Here is a 21,445-nt window from a genome sequence, read left to right as displayed (position 1 = left end):
CAAGTATGTTTGAGTCGGATGGACTCCCTCTCTATTTAAGGATAAAAGACGTTATCCTGCAGCGGATCCTCTCTTTTACCTATGACGATAAGCTCCCGGGCGAACTGCTGCTCGCCGGGGAGTTTAAGGTGGCGCGCGGCACCATTAAACAGGCGATAGATTCGCTGGCCAGTATTGGCATGGTGTACCGCGAGCAGGGGAAAGGGACGTTTATCAACCGCGATGCGCTGCAGAAATACTACACCGACCTCCCGGATGTACTGACGACCTTTGCCCCGCCGGGCGAGATAGCCGTGGAAGTTCTGTCGCTGATTTCGACCATGGCCGACCGCCAGGTGGCGGAGCAAATGGGGCTGGATTTAGGCTGCCAGCTGATGCGTCTGGAACGGTTGTTAGTGCAGGGAGATCGGCCGGTTGGCCATGTGCTGACGTGGCTCAATGGCCGTATCTATAACGATCTTAGCCACGTGGACGGCAGCCGATCGCTGTATAAGCAGCTGCGGGAAACGTTCGGTTACTCACCGGCCAACGCCACGGAGCGCTATGCGCCGGTGTGCTGCGATAGCCGCACGGCAGGATTGTTAAATATTAAACCGGGTGTGCCGCTGTTTCGAATTGAACGGGTGGCCCGCGATCTGGATGATGTGGTGCTTGAATACAGCGTCACGCATACCCTTGACGCCAGCCTGTCGCTGCAAATCGCCACCAGCCAGAGCAGTATGAGCCCGCAGTGGGCCTGCACGATCGAAAAAGGACGTTAATCCGCCTCCCAGGCGAGAATATCGCCTGGCTGGCACTCCAGCGCCTGGCAGATTTTTGCCAGCGTATCGAAGCGGATGCCTTTCACCTTTCCGGATTTGAGCAAAGACAGGTTCTGCTCGGTAATTCCTACGTAGGCCGCCAGCGCTCTGGACGTCATTTTTCTCTCCACCAGCAATTTGTCCAGGTTAACCACTACCGCCATAGTCAGATGAACTCCTTATTCTCATTTTCCGCTCTGATCCCTTCGAGCATGGAGTGAAACGTCACAAATAACAAGCCGCCCGTCAGCAGCAGAACAAAATCGCTCAGCAAAAGAACGATCTGGGTGTAGGGGTGCGGCCAGTAAAAAACCAGCGGCACCAGGAAGCGAAACAGCGGCAGCAGGATCCCCATCCCCAGCATCGCCAGCGCTATTTTGCGTACCCTCAGCGCCAGGTCGAGGCTCAGAATGGTGCGCTTTCTGACGTATTGAGTGACGCGGATCCCCTGCCAGATTGCCCACGCGAACAACCCTGCGGGTAAATAGAGAAGCACCAGCAGCGCCAGCAGTTTAAAAGTTGGTGCCGTCAGACCGCTTTCATTACCGAGCGGAACCTCGGCAAATTGCAGCATATTCGCGAGGAAATACGATTCGCCGGTAAAATAGATCCACGCAGGCGTAATAAGGGCCAGAATAAAAAATAGCCGTAATATTCCAGCCAGTAAGAACAGACTAAGTTTGTTGCGAGTGTTTTTCACCTTTAACCTTCCTGAACAATGGCGCGATTACAGAAACAGCACGCCTAAGCATGACATAAGTATCAGAGATAAGACAACGTGCAGACCGGCCGCCCGGCGGGTCGGGACGTGAAACCACGGACGCTGCCAGACATCGAACAGACTGATGGCGATAAACGACGCCTGTATTGTCCAGGTCAACATCCGCATCAGATAGCCTGGCTTGCTGAGGTTATCGATCGTTTGTAATGACTCGGCAATATAAATAACGATGAACGTAAAGAGAACATAATTAATAAAGCGTATTTTGCGCTGCGCGAACCCGCTTCCGGAAATAAAGACCACCACTGACAGTAGCGTCAATATCGCCCACAGCATATTAATCCAGTTCATTGGTTTTCCTTAACGGCGGATGGCGTGGAGAGCAGGAGTTTGATGGCTGGCGCAATTACAGACCAGGCGGTATCCGAGAGGATTACGACGGCGATTTTACGCTCGGGGTCGAAGACCATGACGGCGGCATAGCCCGCTGACTGACCGTCGTGCCAGATGATATCCCGCCCCTTGATTTGGGTGGTGAACCATGAATAGCCTACCCGTGAGTCGGGATCGTCGGTCGCAAACCGCGGCGTCATGCCCTGGCTTCCGGCCAGTTTTCCCGCCAAAAGCGCCTGGGCGTATTTCGTCATATCGGCAATGGTGGAACGTACCCCGGCCGCGGGCGAGAAAGCGTTTGAAATCCACGGTGCTTCGCGTAAACCGGAAGCTGACCAGCCCGGAGCAAACGCTGCATCCGGCGGCGTCGTCTCTTGCGCCACGAGTGAATGACTCATCGCGATCGGCGCAAAGAGGCGCTGTTCCAGCAATTGTGCGAAGGGCCGGTGCGAGGCGCGTTCCAGCGCCAACCCCAGCAGTGCAAACCCCGAATTGGAATAATCGAAAATTTTAACCGTCGGTATCCGCGCCAGATTAATCATTTTCGGCAGGTCCTCACGGTCGTAGCGCCACGGATTTTCTCGCCTAACGATGGCGGTCAGCATGGCGATTTTTTGCGTAAGCGAAGCGGCGAACGGCGGCAAACCGGATCGATGCGATACCAGCTCCTCGAGGGTGATGTCCCTCGCCGGACCGACAAGTTCCGGCACCAGCTCGCCGACCCGCGTCGTTGGCGTGACTTCTCCGCGCTGGATGGCATCGATCAGCAGGCTGGCGGTCATGGTTTTGGTCAGGCTGCCAATCTCATATTGCCTGGCGTAATCAGCGCCCCAGAGGCCATAGCGAACGCCATCTGGGGTGATGAGCGCGGCGGCGACGTGACCGTGCGCGCCTTTAAGCAGCGGCGTTAAAAAGGCAACCAGCGCTTTGTCCCCGGAAACCTCCGCGGTCAATGGGCGGAAACCGGGTTGCAAGTAAATGCCTGTCGCAATCATGGCGATAAAGGCCAGGGCTGAACACAGAATTTGCCGGTCTCTGCGATAACGATACCCGATCATATTTTCTCCTTAAAATGAATATAACAGCAGTGAAGACAGGGTGTACTGGACCCGACTGCGCACCAGCGGGCTTCTACCCGGCTCGCTAAATAAGTACTCGACGCGGCCGTTAAAACCGGCAGAGAGAAGGTCGGTCAGATGCCAGGTGAGTTCGCTATAAACGCCGCCGTTTTGCCATCCGGCAGAGGGTGAATAGGGAGGAAACCCGGTTTGTGCTGCCTGACGCGCGCTGATGCCATAGTGCCCCTGTAGATACCCGCGACTGGCCCAGGTGATATCACCACCGACCGCGAGCGCGCCGTCACGCCAGCGCAACAGGGTCATTTCAGCCCCACTTGAAGCGGTTACAGGGTTGCCGAGCGCTTCACCGCCGTAATGCCGTTTTTGCGTTGCGGTTAGAGCGTTGGCCCACGCGGACCAGCCGTCCTGCCGGTAGCGCAGTCGCACTCCGGCCATTACGGTGGCAGGAAGATCGCCCATTCCACGTAGGTCATGATTTTTCCTGGCGGAAAAAGGGGAGTTAATGGTCTCTTTGCGCCCGCCGTCGCTGGTCACCTGCAGGCTCATGGAAAAGGGGGAATTCGGCGCCGGATCCCAGTTGAAGTCATTGCTGGTGAGCGCAAACGTACCAAAGTCCTGACTCCGCCATGTCACTCCAGCCGTCAGCAGCGGTCCGGGGGCGTAGCGGCTGGATCCCGAATAGAGTGGCGCAACCGACGCTCCCAGCCCGGCAAATCCGGAGATCTCGGCTGACATCGCCCGTGTGCACAACAGCACCCCTGCGAGTAAACCCCCGCGCAGCATTCTTCTGTCCATGACTTGCCTCTCCTGGCAATTGTGTCGGTGAAAGTGCGCGCAGATTATCCTGGTGTTTATTGTTTTACAATAAACTTTTATCGTTTTATGATTAATCGTAAGCGGGGGGTAAGTCAGCGGTCGAAGCGCGAGGAAGGGACGAAAAACTGAATCGTAGATTGCTCGCGCGACGATGGCTGACGGTTAAAGCATGCTGTTTCAGGGGATAAGGCGTGCGGCTCTCAGCTGAGCGAACAGGCGGAAAAACATGTCGTCGGTGGCCTGCATTTCCGTGAAGCCCGCCCGGCGTAGTTTGCTGCCATCGCCAAACATGTCGTAGTTCCAGCTAAAGACGAAATCGGCAAACGTACCGTCGTTGAGCCGTAAAATATCCGCCTCTACCAGATCCTGCCTGGCCAGTTCGCGCCACTGCGCGCGGTAATCAACAAACAGCTGATGAAAGGAGAGCCTGACCGGCGGCGCGGAGGGCAGTTCAAACCAGTCGGCGATGCGCGGCCACAGCTCGCACCAGCGCCAGAGATCGCCGTTATTGACGTTGAACGCCTGATTTTCCGCCTGCGGCGAGGTGGCGGCCCACAGCGTGGCATCCGCCAGCAATCCGCCATCAGTATGATCGACGATACTGTGCCAGGTTTGTTCCGAACCGGGGAAGCGCAGCGGTAAATTCTGCGCCCGACACAGCGAGGCGTAGAGCGCGATGCTCAGCGCGAGATTCATGGCATTGCCGGGCATCGTACTGCCGACCACGCCAGGCCTGAGCGCATTCCAGCGCCACGTTTTTCCGCGCTGGAACTGGCTGAGCCATGTGAGCTGAGCGGCATTAAATTCGGCCCCGGGTACGCCGGGATCGCTTTCTCGCGCCGGGGTTTTGAACGGACCAAGATGCGCGCCATAGACTTTGTATCCCTGCATCAGGCTTACCGTCCGCAGCGGTGAGGTTTTCTCAATGTTACTGACCAGATGGCGCAGCATGGCGACGTTCGGCTCAACCATTTCCGTCCAGTTCGCGGCGTTCACCCATGCGCTGTAAAAAATGTGGGTGATCCCGTTGAGCGATTGCAGTTTCTGCGCGCTGTGCCGCGCATCGAGTAAATCGACGTTGATGACGGGAATGTTATCCGGGTGGGGCGATGCATGGCGGCTGAGGCCAATAACCTCCCACCGATGGCGCAACAGCGTTTTGACCAGCTGTCTGCCTACAATGCCGCTGGCGCCGGCGACCAGCGCGATCCTGGGTTGCGGTTTCTTATTCACGTTGCTTCTCCAGATGGGGGACGGAGGCAGTGTGATATATTATTTATTTCACGAATACCCCATAAAATCGATGGTACTTATAAGAAGAATCATTAAATGAATAATAAGCTCAACGCCATTGCCACCTTCCTGCGCGTCGTCGAAGCGGGTTCTTTTTCGGCGGCGGCCCGCCAGTGCGGGATGAAACAATCCGCAGTCAGCCAGCAGATCGCGGCGCTGGAGGAGGAGCTCGGGGTGGTCTTGCTGCATCGAACGACGCGGGCGATGGCGTTGACCGAGCAGGGGGAAAGCTACCGGCGCGATATGCAGCTTTTGCTGGAAGCGATGCGCGACGCTGAAAGGCGCTTAAACCCCAGCGATAGTCAGCGGCAAGGCAGGGTACATGTGCAGCTACCGAGCGGTCTGGGACAGATCTTTTTGCCGCATCTGCTGGCGCTGCAGAAAATGACCCCCGGGCTGCATCTGACGCTTTCGCTTGATGACCGTATTGCCGATCTGGTTACGGAAGGGGTGGATGTCGCGCTGCGGTTAAGCAGTGAACCGCCTCAAGGGCATGCGGCGCGCGTGCTGGCGCGTATTGAAACCGCGCTATTTGCCGCCCCGGGTTTTAAAGAACTGCATTGCGTGAGCGAACTGGCTGCCCATCCGCACGTACGTTTCAGCGGCATCGCGCAGGACGCGCCGCTGCGGCTGGTCTCGGGTGATAAAACGGTCGATGTGAAAGTCAATACCGTGTTTCGGGCTAACACCAGCGAAGCGCTGTTGCAGGCGCTGGAGTCCGGTATTGGCATTGGTGGCATGCAGTTGCCCCTCGCAGCCAACGCTTTGCAATCCGCGAGGCTGGTGCCGGTGTTACCCGCCTGGCGATTACCCGATCGCTTCCTCTATGCGGTTTACCCTGACGCCCGCTTTATTCCGCAGCGGGTCAGAAGCATCATCAGCGTGATTGAGCAATTACTGCCCAAGGTAACGGGGAGTCGCTAAAAACGGGGGGATCTCTTCTTGCGCGATAGAGAGTAGAGTGGCGTGCGTTGTGGCTAAAAAAAGGCGTCTTTACGATGAATCCCTATGAAAAAAAGTATCGGCAGCTGCTGGAAAATGGCGCCATCGCCTGGGCTGGCGAGGGTTATTTAAGGGCCAAGACACAACAGGAGCGGGTGTTTAGCTGGCTTGATTTACAGCAGTACTTTCCCCAGGCAGGAACGCCAGTCCTTGAACTGGGGTGCGGGAATGGCGCTATGGCAGCGCAGTATTTTGCTGAACGAGGCTATTCCGTGTGGGGGATAGATTTGTCTGCAACCGCGATCCGCTGGGCAGAAAATCGTTTTCAGCAAGCGGGGCTCGCGGCTCAATTTTTTGTCGGGGATGTCTGCCATATTCATCAGTGCCAGGATGCGACCTTTGAGCTCATTATCGATGGCAGCTGTACGCATTGCCTGATTGACGAAGCCCGGCATCTTTGCTTTGCGGAAGTCAGAAGATTGCTCAGGCCGGGAGGACGGTTTGTCATCGGTTCCATGTGCGGAACTCCGCGTCACCCCGAAGACATGGCCGCTTATGATCCCGTTCGCCATCATTTGCTCAAAGAGGGTCAACCCTGGCGTACGCTGCGGCCGCTCCAGGCTCTGCTGGACGAGATCCGCAATGAACATTTTGATGTGCTTGAGGTGAACGTCAATGAGAACCCATGGTGGGATCATGCGACCGTGGTGTGTTCCGTAAAATAAGCCCCGGAGCGTCGGTTTATGGCCGTTTTTGAGCGTGCGTCGGGCGGCGTAAAAGCGGACATAAAAGTTGTCCGCAATTTCCCGCAGGGATGACGCGTTAAAACGCCATCAGGTTATGACGCCTTAGGCGATGAAAATTTTGCCGCGATCGCTTCAGCCGTGGGCTGCATGCCGCCCAGACTCCACTGTTCCGGCTCATGCTCATCAATGCGAACCCAGACTGAACGACGGAATTCGGGATCGCCTTTCCCTTCAATTTCGACAATCAGATCGGTCATGCGGCGTAAGAGCTCTTTTTTTTGCTCCGGATTCATCATTCCTTTAATGGTTTGTACATTGACGAAGGGCATTGTATTCTCCTTAGTAATCTAGGTCTAAAATTCATACTCAGGTTAGAGAGCGAAAACGAACATGTCAAAAAATAATTCAGTTCCGTACCTGTTACCGGAGCTTTGCGGACTTTCTGCGGCAGCGGAAATCCTGGGAGATCAATGGGTTTTATTGATTTTAAGAGAGGCTTTATACGGCGTGACCCGCTTTGAAACGATCCGCTCGCATACAAAAATGCCAAAACAGACGCTGGCAAACCGGTTAAAGAAAATGACGGAACTGGGTTTACTGAGCAAAACGCCCTATCAGGAAGAAGGGGCGCGCGAACGTTATGAGTACATCCTTACGCCAAAAAGCCGCAGCCTGGCGCCGATCCTGTTTTCCCTGATGGCGTGGGGGCATAAAAATATCCTGCATGATGAACCTCATATTGCGCTGATGGATAAAGAGAGCGGGGACGTCGTCCACAATGCATTTGTGACGACGAAAGGCACCGTTGTTGAACCTCGGAACATCCAGATAGTGGCTGTGAACGTTAACCAGCCTTAGCGCAGGTGATAAAAACCGCAACCCCGTTTTCTGCTTTCTGACGGCAAACGTTGTCAGCTTGATCGCGGTGGCGTAATATACGAAACATATATAAAACGTTACGGTACGTATAAATGGGCATTGTAAAAATTTCCGACCTGCTGCACGACGATATTCGTGACGCCAGTAAGGCGATGTCGCGTTCGGTCAACGCCCAGGCGGAGTACTGGATCCGTCTGGGTATGATGAGCGAACTCTATCCCGAACTTAACCATCAGCAAATCAAGCTGATGATGCTCAAGTCCGGCTCTGACCGGTTGCTGGAGGTGATCAATGCTATCAATTCCCATTAAGACCGCGGACGAACTGGCCAGACAGCGCCGAGCAGGTGAGCTGTTGGCTTCGGTTTTCGACATGCTGGATACCTTTATTCAGCCCGGGATCTCCACCATGGCCATCAACAACCGGGTGGAGGATTTTATCGTCAACGATCTGCATTCACGCCCCGCCAGCAAAGGGCAGTATGATTTCCCCTATGTGCTGAATACGTCGATTAATGAAGTGGTTTGTCACGGTATGCCAAAGGAGAGCGAACATCTGAAATCCGGCATGATTGTGAACGTGGATATTACGCTGGAAAAAGAGGGGCTGATTGCCGATTCCAGCAAAATGTATCTGATTGGCGACGTTTCGCCGCTGGCCCGTCGGCTGGTGCAGAAAACCTACGAAGCGATGTGGAAAGGGATCAAGGTTGTCAGGCCGGGCGCGACGCTGGGCGATATCGGCCATGCGATCCAGACTTATGTCGAAAGTAACGGTTATAGCGTGGTCAGAGAGTATTGCGGCCACGGCGTCGGGAGAGAGATGCATGAAGATCCCCAGGTGCTGCACTATGGCGCGCCGGGGACCGGGGCCGTGCTTAAAGAGGGGATGGTATTTACCATTGAACCGATGGTGAATCAGGGCGACAGCCGAATTAAAACCAAAAAAGATGGCTGGACGGTGGTCACCCGCGATAAAAAGCTGTCCGCGCAGTGGGAGCATACCGTTGCGGTTACAGCCGATGGATTTGAAGTCCTGACCCTGCGTAAAGGGGAAACCATCCCTGACTAACCGACCAACAGGTTTCAGCTATGCTGCTGAAACCTGTGTGTCCCCCTCCCGGGAGACTACATGGCCGTTTCTTTACGGCCCATATAGCGCTCTTTCAATAACGCCCCGGCTACGCCGACATCCAGGAATGGGGATGGCGGCATAAAGTTTGCCTGGCCGAGCGACTGCATGGCGGCGATCAGCGGGTTGTCCTGCCCCATCGCCAGATCGGCAAGAAGCGTCCCGGCGATGGTTTGTTTGGATACCCCGGCGCCGTTACAGCCTCCGGCTGTCCATACCTTCGGCGCAAGCTCTCCCCAGACCGGCGCGCCGTTGCGGGTCACGCTGATAGTCCCGGACCAGGTCCGCTCCAGCGGCACATCCTGCAGCTGCGGGTACGCATTGCGAAATAGCGCCAGATGCTGCCGCGCCGCCCTGGCGGTTTGTCCGGCGGTAATCATGCCGCGCAGCGCAGGATCGACATGCTGGCGGATCAGAAAACGATGATCGTGGGTATAGCGCAGCGTAGCGCCAGCGATCGCGTTCACCGGCGTTAGTCCCCAGCTTTGCATCGCCGGCAGACGCTGACGCTGCTCGGGGCTAAGCGGAGCGGTGATGCTGGCATAGGTCGCCATCGACGCCTGGCGAGTCATTGTTGGAGAGAGTTCGCGGGAGAGTGCATTGGTGGCCAGCATGATCTGACCTGCGCGGATCGTGCCCTGCAGGGTGGTGACACGGATGCCACCATTTTCGCTATTTATCGCCAGCGCCGGGGTCTGGTGGTAAACCGTCACATTATCCGGCAAATGGCGCGCGAGTCCGGCAATTAACTTTGCCGGGTTCACCAGAATACAGCCGGGAGTATAGATACCTTTACTGTAAATCCGTGTACCTAACTTCTGAAACAGCTCTTCGCTGTTTAGCATGCTGTAAGGTTCTTGCATGAGCTGCAGATTATCCACGTACTCCTGCATGATGGTTTCGCTGGTGGGATCTATCTGACAGTGATATTTCCCGACGTTTTCCCACTCACACTCAATCTGGTGCTCGGTCACCGTTTCATCGAGCAGGCGGATCCCCTCCTGGAGCAGGGCGCGGTAGTCCTGCGCTTTTTTCAGCTCGGCGGTAGAGCTGCCGATATTATGCGGCAGACCAATGATAAAGCCCGAATTGCGGGCCGAGGAGCTGGTCGCGGCGCATTCGGCGTCGATGAGCACGATGTTCAGCTGCGGATTGAGGTTGGCTAGCCTGCGGGCAAAGCTTACGCCGGCATAGCCGGAGCCGATAACCACCCAGTCGGCTTTAATGTCGCCGCTCAGCTGCGGTTGTATTTGACGGTCAATCTCATTCAGGGGCCAACCCACCTGATTCTGATTAAAAGGGACTGATGCAAATCTCACGGTCATTCTCCCTGTGAAAAAACACCTGCATGGCAGGCGTAAATAAGTTTGCCGTTCTCCGTTTTTACTAACTGGATAATGAATCGGCAACAACAGTGTCGCGATCAGGCCAGCCTCTGGATAATCAGTACGCTGAATAATAGTCGCCTGGGCAACAATTCCGCAGAATAACAAGGAACAAGACAAATAACACCACTTCCTCTGCGGGTATGAAATCTTCTCATTTTGCATTCATTGCTAGCAATAATGCTATCTTGGTACAGATGTTGCTGTTAACCCACTATCACCCCCTGAACAAGAGATATCGCTATGCCGACACCTGACATCCTCTGGGAGCTTAACTATCACCAGCGTTTCCCGTGGCGTTCTGCCGCGGATACTCCGGCAGTCAGCTGGCCGGGAGGGAAACGGCTCGCACTGTATGTGGCTATCAACCTCGAACACTTCGCGTTTGGCTGTCAGGAGGGGGCGAAGCTCTCACAGGCGGCAAATCAACTCGATATTCTCAACTATAGCTGGCGAGATTACGGGAACCGGGTTGGCGCCTGGTATTTGGCCGATCTGTTTGCTGAACTGACGATTCCACCTGCGGTTATCAGTAACACGGCCATTCTAGATTACTGCCCGGACCTTTTGTATCGATGGCTTTCGCTGCCCGGAAGCGAACTGATCGCTCATGGGCACACCAACTCTCAGCGCCAGGGCGATCTGGCCCCGGCGGATGAAGAACATCTGATTAGCTACTGCCAGCAGCGGTTGAGTGAATTTCAGGGTAAACCGGTTGCGGGGTGGCTCTCTCCGTGGATTTCTGAAAGCCACCAGACTCCTGATTTTCTTCACCGCCACGGGTTCAGCTATAACCTGAACTGGGCGCACGACGATATGCCGACCCCCATGCAAACCGCCAGCGGAACGTTACTGTCGGTACCTTATCCGCAGGAAATCAACGATATTCCGACCATCATTCCCAACGGCGTCTCCATCGAGACCTTTTGCCGGATGGTTGAGGATCAGTTCAGCGAGCTCCACCAGCGTAGCCGCCAGCAGCCGCAAATAATGGGCATTGCGCTGCACCCCTATATCGTTGGCCAACCTTTCCGTTTTTATCACTTAAAGCAAACCCTGACGCGACTGGTCGCCCAGTGCGATGACGTCTGGCTAACCACTCCGGGTGACATCGCCGCGCGCTATCTGTCAGAGGCTTCATAACGAAGCAAGGTTTGCACCGTAAACGCACCAATTGAACCTTAGCAGTGCATTTCATTGAGGAGAGAAGAATGACAAGCGTACATGAGCAGGCCGTTGAGATTGTAAAAAACTTCCTGGAGGCGTCAATGGCGCCGGACCCCGATCGCGCCGCTGCGCTGATGGCGGAAAACGTGCAGATCACCTTTACCGGTAAGCGGCGGATGGCTCGTGTCCATGAGGTCACCGCGTTTAATGCTGACCGTTACCGCTGGGTTAAGAAACAGCCCGGCGAATTCGAATGGATGGCGAAAGGTGACGATCACACGGTGATCTACTGCACCGGCACCCTCTATGGTTGCTGGCCGGACGGACGTGAGTTTGAAGGAAACCGCTATCTTGACCGCTATGAAGTGAAGGGCGGGGAGATAACCATGATGGACGTCTGGAATGACAGCGCCGAATGGATCCTTGCGCATCAATTGCAGCAAAAATAAACGACCTGGCATCGTTATTGCAATTGCTAGCAATGTTATTAGCAAACAACTCGAGTGGTGCATGATGAAAAAAATAGTGTTATCGCTGCTGGCTGTAAGCGTTATCGGACTGATGAGTCAGCAGGCGAGCGCGGAGAATGTGGTTCGCTGGGCGACCGATGCCGACATCCCAACGCTGGATCCGGATGCCTACGCCTCTACCAAGGCATTAACCTTTCAGAACCATATCTATGAAGCGCTGGTGCAGCGCGATGATAATTTGCAAATTCAACCGTGGCTGGCAACCAGCTGGCAGCAGACCGACGATACGACAATTCGTTTTAAGCTGCGTGAAGGCGTCAAATTTCATAACGGCAATGACTTTACCGCCGATGATGTTGTCGCTTCGGTTGCCCGGGTGACCGACCCTGCATCAGGGATCCGTGCTAACGCTTCGACGATTAAGGATGCCGTGGCCGTCGACAAATATACCGTCGATATCCATCTGGTGAAGAAAACCGGTATCGCGCTGAATGAACTGACCGGCGTGATGATCATGGATAAAGAGTGGCTGGCGGAGCACAACGCACTCAAGCCAACCGATATCAGCCAGGGAACGGAGGGGTACGCTACCAATAACACTAACGGCACCGGGCCATTTATTCTGCAAAGCCGCCAGCGGGACACCCAGATGGTGCTGGTGCGTAACCCGAACTGGTGGAACGCGGCCCACGGCGGCAACATCGATAAAATTATTTTCAAACCGGTGACCTCCGACGCTACGCGCCTGTCAGGGCTGCTGGCGGGAGAGTACGACCTGGTGACGTCGGTCCCGCTACAGGATATTCCGCGCCTGCAGAGCAATTCCCGGATCAATATGCAGATCAGCCCTTCGCTGCGGGTGGACTATTTAAGCCTCAATATGCGCGATAAGCTCAATGCTAAGAATGACAAAGCCGAGAACCCGCTGAAAGATTTGCGTGTCCGCCAGGCTTTACTGATGGCGATTAATCGCGAGGCGATTACCCAGAAGGTTATGCGTGGGCTGACAAAGCCCACCAATAACTATCTGGCGCCGGATATTCCGGGTTACAACGCCGCCAGCAGTCCGGATATCCCGTTTGATCCGCAAAAAGCCAGGGCATTACTGGCCGATGCGGGGTATCCAAACGGGTTTAATCTGGCCTTTGATTGCCCTGAGGGCACCTATATTAATGCGGCACAATGGTGCCAGGCGGTACAAAGCTTCTGGGCAAAGATTGGCGTGAAAACCAACCTCAACGTCCATCCAGCCAGCGTCTACGATCCGATTCTGGTCAATGGCCGTACCGACGTGGGGGTGTTAGGATGGGCAAACCTGCCGATTATGGACCCCTATAGCGTCGCAGTTCAGCTATTGCATACTAACGATGGCAAAAATATGGGAACCTTTAATATTCCGCGCTACAGCAATAGCGAAGCCGACAAGCTTATCGATCAATCGGTCGGTGAGCTGGATAATAAAAAACGTATTGCGCTACTTAGCCAGGCGGTGGCAATTGCTAATAAAGATTTGCCTTTTTTACCGATGCATTTCGAACCTGTGGTATGGGCACTGAGTAAAAATCTACAATTAAAACAGACGCCAGATAATGTACAGCGCCTGTGGTACGCTAACGTTACACCATAATTAATTTTTCTTGCTCGTTTATTCATTGGGGATAAACATCTTCGGGTTGCCTGCTGGGTAATTCGATGGCGTCGGTCCCCGTTTATCAGCGCAGACATTAATTTTTATCCGGAGGCAATAATGTTCTTTTTATTGCGTAAGCTGTTTCAGGCTGCGATGTTACTGGCCGGCGTAGCGCTGATCTCGTTTATTCTGTTTCAGTATCTTGGTGACCCGGTGGCAAATATGCTGCCGGAAAGCGCCACGGAAGTAGAACGAATGCAACTACGCGCCAGCCTGGGATTAAATGATCCGGTTTTTGTGCAGTTCTTACATTATCTTTCCCGTTTACTTCACGGTAATTTCGGCATTTCATATTACAACCAGGTATCTGTCTTTCAACTGATTATGGAGCGACTGCCGGCCACGCTGGAACTGGTGTTTGTCGCGGTCATAATATCGCTGGCAGTCGGCTTTCCGCTTGGCGTTTGGGTCGCCATTACGCGCAATAAACTATTGCGTGAGGGGGTGCAAATTCTCTCGTTGATTGGGGTTTCGCTGCCGTGGTTTCTTATTGGTATTATGCTGATTATCGTGTTTTCAGTATGGCTGGGTTGGTTTCCCTCCAGCGGCCGCGGTGAAACCGTTAAAATAGGTTTCTGGTCGACCGGTTTGCTGACCGCATCAGGCTGGCGCTCGATTGTGCTTCCGGCGCTTTCCCTGGCGCTGTCGATGATTACCATCATTATGCGTCTGGTACGAACAGAAATGCTGGAAGTGATGAAGGCTGATTATATTAAATTTGCGCGCGCACGCGGCATTGAGAATTACCGTATCTGGTTTCGCCATGCGCTGCGTAATGCCTTATTGCCGGTTGTCACGGTAATTGGTTTGCAAATTGGTGGGCTAATCGCCTTTGCAATAGTGATTGAGACCGTTTTTCAATGGCCGGGTATGGGACTATTACTTATTCAGTCGATCAACTATGTCGATGTCCCGGTGCTATCTGGCTACCTATTATTCATCGCTCTGATATTTATTATGATAAATACCATCGTCGATCTGCTTTATTATCTGATTGATCCCCGTATGCGTGCGCAATAAGGAACCGTGATGCAAACTCGTCATTATTCAAATACGACGGCCGGGCAAAAACTGGCTCCCCGAATCGCAGCGCGCTGGCGCGCCTTTATTGATAGCGATTTTTTATGGCTATTCTGGAAAAGTAAAAGCGCGGTCATCGCTTTCACCTGCTGTATGTTGATTTTACTTTGCTCATTATTCACCCACTGGATTGCGCCGCATAATGTTTTTGATACCGCTGGTTTTGACTTAATGGATTCAGAACTACCGCCCGCATGGATGAGTGGCGGCGATCCGCGCTTCTGGTTGGGAACCGATGTTCAGGGGCGAGATATACTCTCCCTGATGCTTTATGGGCTGAATATTTCGCTGATTATCGGTGGCCTGAGCGTTCTGGCTTCGGTGGCTATTGGCGTGGGGTTGGGGGTACTGAGCGGGTATTTCGGCGGCATCGTGGATACGCTGATCATGCGGTTTGCTGACGCTATGCTCAGTATTCCTACCATCATGTTCACGCTACTGGTCAGCGGGGTGGCTCGCGTGGCAATTCCGAAAGAGTATATCGGCCATTTTGCCCCGGCTATCCTGATTGGCGCTATTGCTCTGACCGGATGGATGCAGTACGCCCGCACGGTACGCGGCCTGACCTTACTGGAGAAAGGGCGGGAATATGTTATGGCCTCTCAAATTAGCGGCGGCAGCCATCTGCATATCATGCTGGCGCACATTGTGCCCAACGTCATGCGCCCGGTGTTGGTGATGGCGACCCTACATCTGGGTGTCGCGATTCTCACCGAAGCCACCATGTCATTTCTCGGCGTCGGAATGCCTCCAGACCAGCCTTCGCTGGGAACACTTATTAATGAAGGCAATCAGTACCTCTTTTCCGGGCAATGGTGGATCGTTCTGTTCCCGGCCACGCTGTTGGTCATACTTTCGCTGGCGTTTAACGTTCTCGGCGACTGGTTGCTCAACGCGCTCAACCCTAAGCTGCGCTAAAGAGGAAAGATAATGACGGCTTCTCCACAGGCGTTACTGGAAGTGAAAAATTTGAGCATTGAATTCCTGCATCGCAAAGGCAACCTCCAGGCGATTCATGAGTTGACGCTATCGATGCAGCCAGGAGAGATCCTCGGTATGGTCGGCGAGTCGGGCGCGGGGAAATCCCTGACTGGTGCGGCGATTGCCGGGTTGCTGCAAAGTCCCGGACGCATTCGGGCGGGTGAAATCTGGTTTGCCAATCGACGCATCGATAACCTTGACGAAGAAGCCAGGCGCCTGCTGCGTGGTAAGGCAATAGGCTGTATTTTTCAGGATCCGCTCACCAGCCTGAACCCGGTTTTGACCATCGGGCAGCAGCTGATAGAAACCATTCGTACCCATCTTCCTTTATCGGCAAACGAGGCGCGGGAGCGCGCGGTTTCCCTGCTTACTGAAGTGGGAATTAATAGCCCACGTCAGCGTATCGATCAATATCCACACCAGCTCTCGGGTGGAATGCGTCAGCGCGTGGTCATTGCGCTGGCGCTGTGCGTTGACCCGCAACTGGTGATTGCCGATGAACCGACCACCGCGCTGGATGTATCGGTGCAGGCTCAGGTTCTGGGCGTACTGCGTCGTTTGTGCGAACAGCACGGCACCGCCGTGATGCTCATTACCCATGATATGGGCGTGGTGGCGGAGGTGTGCACAAGAGTGGCGGTGATGTACGCCGGGCGGATTGTTGAAACCGGACCGATCGCGCAGGTGGTTCGTCATCCTCAACACCCCTACACCCGGGGACTGATTCAGTCCATTCCATCAATGAGCGAGCGTCGCGAATACCTGACGCAAATTGATGGCGCTATGCCGCGTCTGAATGCGCTGCCGCAGGGCTGCGCTTTCCATTCACGCTGTCTGCATGCCAGCTCGCAATGCCGCGACCACCAGCCAAAGATGCAGCAGCGACACCAGGCTGAGTTGGCCTGTTTTCATCCGCAAGGAGAACCGCTATGAACGAACCGTCGGGCCTGGCCCCGGAAGTTGTGACCATTCGCGACCTGCATATTCGCTTCAATCTGGGGCGGGAGAAAAAAACGTCGCTGTTTCGTCCGGCGGCGAAAAAAACGCTGCATGCGGTACGCGGTATCAGTCTCTCTATCCGTCAGGGAGAGACGTTCAGCATCGTGGGCGAGTCGGGGTGCGGAAAATCGACAGTCGCCCGTGCGCTGGCCGGACTCTATCAACCTGCCTCCGGTGAAATAAACTATGCCTGGCGCAGCCCGCAAATGGCTGGAACTGTGGGGCAAAATGGCACCCAGATGATCTTTCAGGATCCCTATGCCAGCCTGAATCCGCGCTGGCGCATCGGCCGCTCGCTGGCGGAACCGCTGGTGCTGGCGAAAAAGGTCGGTACCACGCGCCAGGCTCGGGAATACTGCGGCGACCTGCTGACCCAGGTTGGTCTTTCCGCCGGCGATCTGGATAAATTTCCCCATGAATTCTCCGGCGGCCAGCGCCAGAGGATTTCCATTGCCCGCGCGCTGGCGACACAGCCAGGTTTTCTGATTTGCGACGAACCGACATCGGCTCTGGATGTGTCGGTTCAGGCCCAGGTGCTCAACCTGATGCGCAAACTGCAACGGGAAAACGGCCTGACCTACTTTTTTATCAGCCATAATATGGCGGTGATCTCCCATATCTCCGACAGGGTCGGCGTGATGTATCTCGGGAGATTGGTTGAGCAGGGCAGCGTAGAGGAGATCTTCACCCATCCGGCGCACCCTTATACGCGCATGTTGATGGCAGCTATCCCACAGTTTGATGCGCCATCCAGCGCGCGCGAACCGATACGCGGAGAAGCGCCCAGCCCGCTGGCGCCACCGCCAGGCTGCGCGTTCGCACCGCGTTGCCCCTATGCTAAACCGCTGTGCCACCAGGCCATGCCGCCCGCGCACAGCCTTAGCGATAATCATCAACTGGAATGCCATTTCCCGATCGAAGTGATGGCCGGTTCCGCCTCTATTCCACTTGCGAAGGTATCGTAGATGACCACCATTTTGCTTAAAGGCGTCACGCCTTTTGACTGCTCTTCACCCGTTGATCTGCTGCTTGAGGAGGGAAAGATTGCCGCCCGAGCGGCAGAGCTGGAACCTCCTGAAGAGGCGACTGTGGTTGACGGCCGCGGTTATCAGGTCTTTCCCGGTCTGGTGGATGGTCATGCGCATCTGGATAAAACGCTGCTGGGACGTGAGTGGTACGTCAACGACGTTCCGCGCGATCTGGCGGCAATCATTGCCAACGAACGCGCCTATCGGCATGAACGAATGCCCGATGCTCAGATCCAGTCCGAGCGTATCGCCCGGCGAGGTATTGCCGCGGGCACCTCGTTTATCCGTACCCATGTGGATATTGATAATGAAATTGGCCTGGCCAATCTTGAAGGGGTGCTTGAGACTCGCAGAATTCTGGCGCAGCAGGTCGATATCGAGATTGTTGCTTTTCCGCAAAGCGGTATTTTGCAAAACCCTGGCAGTGAAGCCCTTCTGGATCGGGCGCTGGAAATGGGGGCGGATCTGATCGGCGGTCTGGACCCGTGCGCTTTTGACCGCGACCCGCAGCGCCATCTGGATATCATTTTTAGACTGGCCTGCCAGCATAATAAAAAAATCGATATTCATCTGCACGAACGCGGTGAACTCGGCGCATTTAGCCTTGAGCTGATCCTGGCGTTTATTCGCCGTTATCAGAAGCAGAATGCGGTCACCATCAGCCACGGTTTTTGTCTGGGGATGCTGGAACCCGCTCGTCAGCAGCGATTTGCCGAAGAGATGGCAGAGCTGGGCGTCAGCATTGCAACAACCGCGCCTGCCGATATTGCCGTGCCGCCGTGGGAACTGCTCGATAGCGTAGGGGTTGCGATATGCGCCGGGAATGATGGCGTACGCGATACCTGGAGCCCTTACGGTAACGGCGATATGATTCAGCGGGCAGTGACTATGGGTCTGCGTTACCGCTGGCGTAAAGATAGTGAAATCTCGCGCGCCGCCCGTAGCGTGACCCACGGCGGCGCGCGGGTCATGGCGTTGGAACATTACGGACTTGAGCCTGGCTGTCGCGCGGACCTGGTACTGATCCCCGGTCGCAGTATGGTGGAAGCGCTGGTGGAAGCTCCGCGCGAGCGGAAAGTGTTTAAAGGCGGCGTGCTGGTAGCGGAAAACGGGGAGTGCCTGTTTTGATGAGTGAGAAAATAACGCGTATTTGCGCCGCCTGGGTGGTGGGTTACCGCGAGGGCGATCACTGCCTGTATGCCGACGGTGAAGTGGTCTATCAGGGAGATAAAATCCTCTTTGTTGGCCACGATTATCCGGGCCCTGTTGATGAAGAGATTCACGTTGGCAACAGTCTGGTTGGCCCTGGTTTTATAGACCTGGACGCGCTGGGCGATTTAGATACCACCGTACTGGCGTTTGATAATCAGCCTGGCTGGCAAAAAGGACGGATCGTTGCGGATGACTGGCGACGCCGCGACCTGTATACCCGCGAACAGCTCGATTTCGCCAAACGTTATGCTTACAGCCAGCTACTGCGCAACGGGATTACCAGCTTTGCGCCAATAACGTCAATTCTCTATCGCCAGTGGGCGGAAGATTTCGACGAATATCTTTATGCGGCGGACGTCGCCGAGTCTCTCGGCGCGCGCGCCTGGCTCGGCCCGGCGTTTATGTCCGGATATTATGTCACCGATGCTGCAGGGCACTTCAGCCGTCGGGAAGACCGCGAGCAGGCCAGACGCGGCCTTGATGACGCACAACGCTTTTTCCTGCGTTTGCAGCAGCGTGACGTTCCGACCATCAGCGGAATGCTGGCACCGGACAGAATAGAAGGTGGCGATCCGCAGTGGCTCAGCGAACTGGCCGGGTTGGTGCATGAGTTAGGCTGCCCGACGCGTCTGCACTGCTGTCAGAGTGAGCTGGAAATCAACGAAATTGCTCGCCGCTATAATGGCAAGAGTTCGCTGGAGGTACTGGAAGACGCCGGGCTGTTAAACCAACATATGCTGTTACCACACGGCCAGTATCTGGGCGGTGCTGAGCCCAGCGCGCCACGAATAGCGCAGGACATTGAGCGTCTGGCGCGCTCCGGGGCGACGGTGGTTTCCTGTCCGCTGGTATCCGGGCGTCATGCAAAATATCTTGAACAGTATCCGCAGCTTAAGGCCGCTGGGGTCAATATGGCGCTCGGCACCGATACATTCCCGCCGGATATGTTCAGCAATATGCATCTGGGTACGATCCTGACGCGAGTCGTGACCGGCGACATGTCAGCTGCCAGCAGCGCCGATTACTACCGCATGGCCACCCTTGGCGGAGCGCAGGCGCTGGGGCGTGACGACCTGGGGCGGCTCGCTGCTGGCTGCCAGGCGGATATGATCGTGGTGGATCTGACGCAGCCCGCATTAGGTCAGATATTCGACCCTATCGCCGCGCTGGTGCTCAGCGGCAACGGGCGCGATGTTAGCGGAACAATCATTGCCGGGCGTAAGGTATATTGGGAGGGCCGTCTGGTTCAGGCGGGTTATGACTTCGCGGAACTGCATGCTGAATCGCAGCGCGTTTTTGCCCATCTCCTGGACAGCTACCCGGAACGTACGGTTAACCACCCGCCGCTTACCGAAATTGTCCCGTCTACCTTTCCTCTCTGCCTGCGGAGGCACGCCGATGAGTGAGCGCTATTTATTGACTAACGTGCGCCTTGAGCAGGGCTTTATTCGTCGTCAGGGCGTTGTGCAGGGAACCGAATGCGCAGAGTTTACCCTCGATATTATCGACGGCAGAATTAACGCGCTTTACGTCGGTACGCAGCGCTTGCCAGGCGTTGCGGCGCAGGATGGCAGAGGATATCTGATGCTGCCGGTTACCCGCGATGAGCATATCCATCTGGATAAAACCTTTTATGGCGGTCCATGGCGAGCGGCGCGGGAGAACGGGGCGCAGGACATCTTTGAGATGATCGCTCTTGAGCAGGAGATACTGCCCGAGCTGCTACCGACCTCGGTACAGCGCACCCACGCGCTTCTTCAGTTATTACAGCAGCAGGGAACAACTTATGTTCGCAGTCATTGCAATATCGAGCCGGTAAGCGGCCTGCAAAGCTTGCGGCATTTGCTGGAGGCGTTGGAACCCTGGCGGGAGCAGTTACAGTGTGAGATTGTGGCGTTCCCGCAGCACGGGCTATTGCGTTCAGGCTCGCTGTCGCTGATGCGCAAAGCGCTGGCGATGGGGTGTGAGTGGGTCGGTGGCCTGGATCCGTCAAAAGTCGATGGCGATATGGTCCGTTCGCTGGAGGCGACCCTGGAACTGGCCGTCGAAGCGGGAAAGGGTATTGATTACCATCTACATGAGGATAAATCCACCGGCATTGCCTGTATCCGCTATTTACTGGATGCTCTGGAGCAGGAGCCGGTGCTGCGAGGGAAGCTGACGCTGAGCCACGCTTATTGCCTGGCGCAAATTGATCGCGAGGAGCTTAGCGAACTGGCAGGCAGGATGGCGGCGCTTGGCGTATCGCTGGCGACCTGTCTGCCGATAGGCAAGGATGTCATGCCGCTGCCGTTTTTGCGCGAGCGCGGCGTACGGTTGTTAAGTGGTACTGATAGCGTTATCGATCACTGGTCGCCGTTTGGTTCGGCCAGTATGCTGGAAAAAGCGCATGACTGGGCGCGGCTTTATACTCGCGGTACGGAGTTTGAGCTGAGCCGGGCGCTGGCTATCGCCACCGGCAATTGTTTACCTTTAGCCGACAGTGGCGAGAGGGTATGGCCGAAACTCAACGATGAGGCCAGTTTTATCTTGTTGAATGCTGCCTGTTCGGCGCAAGTTGTTGCGCGCTTGCCTGCCGTTGAGGCAGTCTACTTTCGTGGGAAAAGAGTCTGGATCAGAGAGTAAACCAAGGT

Annotated in this window: 24 protein-coding genes; 16 read left to right on the top strand and 8 right to left on the bottom strand. The window is 55.3% G+C overall.

Translation table 11 applies throughout. The annotated features are described in order from the left end of the window. Positions 1-5 precede the first annotated feature (5 nt). A complete protein-coding gene (locus IYV58_RS13980) occupies positions 6-761 on the top strand; it encodes a GntR family transcriptional regulator (protein ID WP_195729085.1) in 756 nt (251 codons plus the stop codon). Here IYV58_RS13980 and IYV58_RS13975 read toward each other — a convergent pair. The 6 genes from IYV58_RS13975 to IYV58_RS13950 all read right to left on the bottom strand — a co-directional run bounded on the left by IYV58_RS13975 (position 758) and on the right by IYV58_RS13950 (position 5,042). Continuing rightward, positions 758-964, bottom strand: coding sequence for a helix-turn-helix domain-containing protein (locus IYV58_RS13975; RefSeq protein ID WP_004120193.1), 207 nt, complete (start codon positions 962-964; stop codon positions 758-760). The genes IYV58_RS13980 and IYV58_RS13975 overlap by 4 nt on opposite strands. Before the next feature lie 2 nt (positions 965-966). After that, positions 967-1,500, bottom strand: a complete 534-nt coding sequence (locus IYV58_RS13970) for a DUF2975 domain-containing protein (RefSeq protein ID WP_004120198.1) — start codon at positions 1,498-1,500, stop codon at positions 967-969. 27 nt (positions 1,501-1,527) lie between these two features. Continuing rightward, on the bottom strand, positions 1,528-1,872 hold the full coding sequence (locus tag IYV58_RS13965) for a hypothetical protein (protein WP_004120199.1): 345 nt from the start codon (positions 1,870-1,872) through the stop codon (positions 1,528-1,530). Further along, positions 1,869-2,972: a serine hydrolase domain-containing protein gene (locus tag IYV58_RS13960; RefSeq protein ID WP_004120200.1), complete on the bottom strand. Its 1,104-nt coding sequence runs from the start codon at positions 2,970-2,972 to the stop codon at positions 1,869-1,871. The genes IYV58_RS13965 and IYV58_RS13960 overlap by 4 nt, the downstream gene beginning before the upstream one ends. Before the next feature lie 9 nt (positions 2,973-2,981). Next, positions 2,982-3,788, bottom strand: a complete 807-nt coding sequence (locus IYV58_RS13955; protein ID WP_112164986.1) for a MipA/OmpV family protein — start codon at positions 3,786-3,788, stop codon at positions 2,982-2,984. Positions 3,789-3,986: 198 nt separating this feature from the next. After that, on the bottom strand, positions 3,987-5,042 hold the full coding sequence (locus IYV58_RS13950; RefSeq protein ID WP_123829351.1) for an SDR family oxidoreductase: 1,056 nt from the start codon (positions 5,040-5,042) through the stop codon (positions 3,987-3,989). A gap of 96 nt (positions 5,043-5,138) precedes the next feature. On the opposite strand from IYV58_RS13950, the gene IYV58_RS13945 reads away from it, so the two are divergent. Both IYV58_RS13945 and IYV58_RS13940 read left to right on the top strand, forming a co-directional pair. Continuing rightward, on the top strand, positions 5,139-6,026 hold the full coding sequence (locus IYV58_RS13945; RefSeq protein ID WP_004120203.1) for a LysR family transcriptional regulator: 888 nt from the start codon (positions 5,139-5,141) through the stop codon (positions 6,024-6,026). 74 nt (positions 6,027-6,100) lie between these two features. Beyond that, positions 6,101-6,769 carry a class I SAM-dependent methyltransferase gene (locus IYV58_RS13940; RefSeq protein WP_004120206.1) on the top strand — a complete coding sequence of 223 codons (669 nt, stop codon included), beginning with the start codon at positions 6,101-6,103 and terminating at the stop codon, positions 6,767-6,769. Positions 6,770-6,882: 113 nt separating this feature from the next. Here IYV58_RS13940 and IYV58_RS13935 read toward each other — a convergent pair whose 3' ends face one another. Continuing rightward, positions 6,883-7,119, bottom strand: a complete 237-nt coding sequence (locus IYV58_RS13935; protein ID WP_004120210.1) for a tautomerase family protein — start codon at positions 7,117-7,119, stop codon at positions 6,883-6,885. A gap of 61 nt (positions 7,120-7,180) precedes the next feature. Here IYV58_RS13935 and IYV58_RS13930 point away from each other — a divergent pair, with 61 nt between their 5' ends. From IYV58_RS13930 to map, 3 genes are all read left to right on the top strand, one after another. Further along, on the top strand, positions 7,181-7,648 hold the full coding sequence (locus IYV58_RS13930) for a winged helix-turn-helix transcriptional regulator (RefSeq protein ID WP_112164990.1): 468 nt from the start codon (positions 7,181-7,183) through the stop codon (positions 7,646-7,648). Between the two features lie 113 nt (positions 7,649-7,761). Then, on the top strand, positions 7,762-7,980 hold the full coding sequence (locus tag IYV58_RS13925; RefSeq protein WP_004102160.1) for a ParD-like family protein: 219 nt from the start codon (positions 7,762-7,764) through the stop codon (positions 7,978-7,980). After that, complete coding sequence (gene map / locus IYV58_RS13920) at positions 7,961-8,740, top strand: type I methionyl aminopeptidase (RefSeq protein ID WP_049115250.1); 780 nt, start codon at positions 7,961-7,963, stop codon at positions 8,738-8,740. Before IYV58_RS13925 ends, map begins: the two co-directional genes overlap by 20 nt. Before the next feature lie 56 nt (positions 8,741-8,796). Here map and IYV58_RS13915 read toward each other — a convergent pair whose 3' ends face one another. Continuing rightward, a complete protein-coding gene (locus tag IYV58_RS13915) occupies positions 8,797-10,119 on the bottom strand; it encodes an NAD(P)/FAD-dependent oxidoreductase (protein ID WP_123829352.1) in 1,323 nt (440 codons plus the stop codon). Between the two features lie 309 nt (positions 10,120-10,428). On the opposite strand from IYV58_RS13915, the gene IYV58_RS13910 reads away from it, so the two are divergent. The 10 genes from IYV58_RS13910 (at position 10,429) to IYV58_RS13865 (ending at position 21,437) form a co-directional block, all read left to right on the top strand. Next, positions 10,429-11,328: a polysaccharide deacetylase family protein gene (locus tag IYV58_RS13910; RefSeq protein WP_004120223.1), complete on the top strand. Its 900-nt coding sequence runs from the start codon at positions 10,429-10,431 to the stop codon at positions 11,326-11,328. Positions 11,329-11,396: 68 nt separating this feature from the next. Beyond that, positions 11,397-11,801: a nuclear transport factor 2 family protein gene (locus IYV58_RS13905; RefSeq protein ID WP_004120225.1), complete on the top strand. Its 405-nt coding sequence runs from the start codon at positions 11,397-11,399 to the stop codon at positions 11,799-11,801. Positions 11,802-11,865: 64 nt separating this feature from the next. Further along, the gene (locus IYV58_RS13900) at positions 11,866-13,449 is read left to right on the top strand and encodes an ABC transporter substrate-binding protein (RefSeq protein ID WP_049115281.1); all 1,584 of its coding nucleotides are present in this window, start codon (positions 11,866-11,868) and stop codon (positions 13,447-13,449) included. Positions 13,450-13,569: 120 nt separating this feature from the next. After that, entirely contained in the window at positions 13,570-14,532 is a 963-nt protein-coding gene (locus IYV58_RS13895; protein WP_004120231.1) for an ABC transporter permease, read from the top strand. A 9-nt stretch (positions 14,533-14,541) separates the two neighbouring features. Next, positions 14,542-15,510 (top strand): ABC transporter permease, encoded by a 969-nt coding sequence (locus IYV58_RS13890; protein WP_195729084.1) that lies wholly within the window; start codon positions 14,542-14,544, stop codon positions 15,508-15,510. 12 nt (positions 15,511-15,522) lie between these two features. Next, positions 15,523-16,506 carry an ABC transporter ATP-binding protein gene (locus IYV58_RS13885; RefSeq protein ID WP_142468281.1) on the top strand — a complete coding sequence of 328 codons (984 nt, stop codon included), beginning with the start codon at positions 15,523-15,525 and terminating at the stop codon, positions 16,504-16,506. Next, complete coding sequence (locus IYV58_RS13880) at positions 16,503-17,537, top strand: ABC transporter ATP-binding protein (RefSeq protein WP_004120237.1); 1,035 nt, start codon at positions 16,503-16,505, stop codon at positions 17,535-17,537. The genes IYV58_RS13885 and IYV58_RS13880 overlap by 4 nt, the downstream gene beginning before the upstream one ends. Further along, positions 17,538-18,728, top strand: coding sequence for an amidohydrolase family protein (locus tag IYV58_RS13875; RefSeq protein ID WP_049115253.1), 1,191 nt, complete (start codon positions 17,538-17,540; stop codon positions 18,726-18,728). Beyond that, positions 18,728-20,218 carry a chlorohydrolase family protein gene (locus IYV58_RS13870; protein WP_142446552.1) on the top strand — a complete coding sequence of 497 codons (1,491 nt, stop codon included), beginning with the start codon at positions 18,728-18,730 and terminating at the stop codon, positions 20,216-20,218. Before IYV58_RS13875 ends, IYV58_RS13870 begins: the two co-directional genes overlap by 1 nt. Beyond that, on the top strand, positions 20,211-21,437 hold the full coding sequence (locus IYV58_RS13865; protein ID WP_154901951.1) for an amidohydrolase: 1,227 nt from the start codon (positions 20,211-20,213) through the stop codon (positions 21,435-21,437). The genes IYV58_RS13870 and IYV58_RS13865 overlap by 8 nt, the downstream gene beginning before the upstream one ends. Positions 21,438-21,445 lie beyond the last annotated feature (8 nt).

The sequence above is a fragment of the Klebsiella sp. BDA134-6 genome, from assembly GCF_015601345.1.
GTDB lineage: Bacteria > Pseudomonadota > Gammaproteobacteria > Enterobacterales > Enterobacteriaceae > Klebsiella > Klebsiella grimontii.
Note: the sequence above shows the minus strand (reverse complement) of the source record. Positions and strands in the feature narration are given on the sequence as shown.